This window comes from Glutamicibacter sp. AOP38-B1-38, from assembly GCF_052377485.1.
GTDB lineage: Bacteria > Actinomycetota > Actinomycetes > Actinomycetales > Micrococcaceae > Glutamicibacter.
In genome coordinates this window covers 1-3040 of sequence record NZ_JBQSWU010000065.1, presented here as the reverse complement: position 1 = coordinate 3040, position 3040 = coordinate 1, and the positions used below count along the sequence as shown (strand labels likewise).

The window sequence follows — 3040 nt, the reverse complement described above, 5'->3', positions numbered from 1 at the left end:
CCGACCCGGGCGCCATTGATCCGGTGTTTCCGGGTATTACGGAGGGTATGGGTCGGCATAATCCTGTGGCTGTGTTTCCCTGATCTTCCATGCTGCCCGATGGTCGGGCACTGGCTGATCGGAGGATCGTGATGAATCTTGATGAGCAGGGTGTTCTCACCGAGTTTGGACAGTGGTTGCGTTTGGAAAGGGGGCTGGCCGACACAAGCATCGAAACTGAGCTCTGGCATGCTGAGAAGTTCCTGCACTGGTTGCCCGACCCATTAGAAACAACTTTGATGTGCCTTGACGCAACCATGGTGTTGCGGTTTGTCGCTGCGAACGCGGCGCACGATTACTCGCGGAACTATTTGAAGAACCGCCATCGGGCATTGCGGTCATTTTTGCGCTTTCTGCATGTCCACGCGGTAACGCGGCGGTTACTAACTAATGCAGTTCCTGCTGTCGCCGGCTGGAGCCTGGCCAACGTTCCACGCGGTCTGAGCTTGGAACAGGTAGATGCCCTTCTGACCAGTTTCGACCGCAAGACCGCCGTGGGGATCCGTGACCTCGCCATGGTCCTGTTCATGGCGCGCCTGGGCATGCGACGAATTGAAGTGGCACGGCTGTCTCTTGACGATATCGACTGGTACTCAGGGACGTTCAATGTCACGGGCAAAGGCGATCAGCGTGAGCAACTGCCCTTGCTGACCGAGTTGGGAGAAGCACTGCGGGACTACGTACTTAATGCACGACCCCCATGTGATTGCCCGTCCTTGTTCATCACCATGCGCCAGCCATACCGACCCATCACTGCCGGACTGCTCAGTGCTGTATTGGACAGGGCCAGTGAGCGGGCTGCATTGCCCCGGGTCGGGGCCCACCAGCTGAGACATACGGTGGCGATCAGGATGCTGGATTCAGGCTCCAGTTTGGCCGAGATAGGAAAGGTACTGCGGCATCACAGCACGTTGTCTACCGCGATCTACGCCAAAACTGATCTGAAGCACCTCTCACTGCTGGCCCGCCCGTGGCCGGAGGTGAAGCCATGAAAAAGCCACAGGCCAATGAGCTCGCTGAACTCGCCGAAGGCTACCTGCAGATGCGCCGCGGATTGGGTTTCAAGTTGGTTTCTTTCTCCACGGCCCTGCGTAGCTTCGTACGGTTCATGCAGGAACGGGACGAAGGTGTGATCACCACGGTGTTGGCGGTGCAATGGGCAAAGGATGAAGCGCCACGCAGTGAACTCGCCTATACCTGGGGACGAAGACTAATGGTCGTGCGGATCTTTGCCCGGCATGCAAACGCCATCGATCCGAGGCATGAGATCCCGCCCGCAGACATTCTCCCGGCCCCTACACGAAGATCGCTGCCTTATATTTACGATGACCTCGAGGTGGTTAAGTTGATGAGAGCAGCCTCCGGGCTACGGCCGCTATTCCGGGGCATGACCATGTCAACGTTCATCGGCTTGCTGTCCGTGACCGGCATGCGAACCAGCGAGGTGCACCGACTGAACCTGGAGGATGTGGACCTTGACCATGGTCTCATCCATGTCGTGGATTCCAAGTTCAACAAGTCCCGGGAAATCCCGCTACATCCAAGCACCGTCGAGGTGCTGGCGGGCTACCGCCGGGACCGTGAGCGGTATCTGGGTGGCCAGGGAAAAACCACGGCGTTCTTCGTCAATGTCCGCAAGGTCAGGTTCAAGGAGCAATCCCCAACACAATACTTCCCGGAACTTCTCGCCGCTGCAGGCATCGCGGCGCCTGGACGGCCCCGACCCAGGTTGCACGATTTCCGGCATACCTTTGCCACTCGAACGCTCACCGATTGGTACCGCAACGGCGAAAATGTCGAGGCCATGATGCCAGTGCTGAGCACATATCTGGGGCATGTGGACCCGAAGTCAACATTCTGGTACTTGACCGGAACCCTAGAGCTGATGGGGCTGGCCGCCGAGCGGCTCAGCACTTCATTGAATTATCCGGGGGAACAACCATGAACTCGTTTCCCGCACTACTTCAAGCGTTTTTCACTGACAAGCTCATCGCCGAACGGCAGGCCAGCGCCAACACCCTCGCCGCGTATCGTGACACATTTATTCTGTTGCTGCGCTACCTGGACCAGGTAGAGGGACACCGACCCGAAAAGATCACCTTCGAAATCTGCAATGCCCAGGTGATCGCCTCGTTCCTGAGCCATTTGGAAACAGAGCGCGGCAACAGCGTCAGCACCCGCAACGCCAGGCTGGCCGCGATCCGCTCCTTCTACCGATACGCCTCATATCGGGAACCGCTGCAGGCCTCACGAATCGCCGAGGTCCTGTCGATCGGCACCAAGCGACACACCAACCACCTGGTGGAGTACCTGGAACACGACGAGGTCCTCGCGCTTTTGGCAGCACCGGACCAGACACGGTGGCACGGGCGACGAGATCATATCCTGCTTTTCACCATGGTCCATACCGGGCTCAGGGTATCGGAGCTGATCAGCCTGAGCGCCTGCGATGTCCACGTCAGGACGACCGGATCCTATATCCAATGTGTCGGTAAGGGACGTAAGACCAGAATGATTCCGCTGGCCTCGCCCTCGCAGGCCATCCTGGCACGGTGGATGACGGAGAACCGATCCGAGGAGCACCAACCCATCTTCGGAACAGTGACCGGGCACCGGCTCAGCCGGGACGCGGTAGCGAAAATCCTCCGCACACACGTTCAGGTCGCCAGCCTAAATTGCCCATCGCTGGCGGGCAAGAACATCACCCCGCACTCCTTACGGCATACGTGCGCGATGTTGCTGCTCCAAGCTGGCGTGGACATCAACGTGATCGCCATGTGGTTGGGTCATCAGTCGCCGGAAACGACACAGATCTACCTCCACGCAGACCTCCGGGCTAAGGAACAGGCCTTGGCGAAAATAGCACACGAGCCAAGCCTGACGCCGAGCCGGTTCAAGGCAGACTCGGAACTCCTGAAGTTTCTTTCACAGCTCTAAAGATTATGCCGACCCATACCCTCCGTAATACCCGGAAACACCGGATCAATGGCGCCCGGGTCGG

General features: G+C 58.5%; 3 protein-coding genes. All 3 read left to right on the top strand.

Annotated features, from left to right (window positions below; translation table 11 throughout):
* Positions 1-131 precede the first annotated feature (131 nt).
* From ACT3TP_RS18530 to ACT3TP_RS18520, 3 genes are read left to right on the top strand one after another with little or no spacing between them, the layout of a single operon-like run.
* Complete coding sequence (locus tag ACT3TP_RS18530; protein ID WP_444621269.1) at positions 132-1031, top strand: tyrosine-type recombinase/integrase; 900 nt, start codon at positions 132-134, stop codon at positions 1029-1031.
* Entirely contained in the window at positions 1028-1984 is a 957-nt protein-coding gene (locus tag ACT3TP_RS18525; protein WP_444621268.1) for a tyrosine-type recombinase/integrase, read from the top strand. The genes ACT3TP_RS18530 and ACT3TP_RS18525 overlap by 4 nt, the downstream gene beginning before the upstream one ends.
* On the top strand, positions 1981-2976 hold the full coding sequence (locus ACT3TP_RS18520) for a tyrosine-type recombinase/integrase (protein WP_444621267.1): 996 nt from the start codon (positions 1981-1983) through the stop codon (positions 2974-2976). The genes ACT3TP_RS18525 and ACT3TP_RS18520 overlap by 4 nt, the downstream gene beginning before the upstream one ends.
* Positions 2977-3040: the final 64 nt, after the last annotated feature.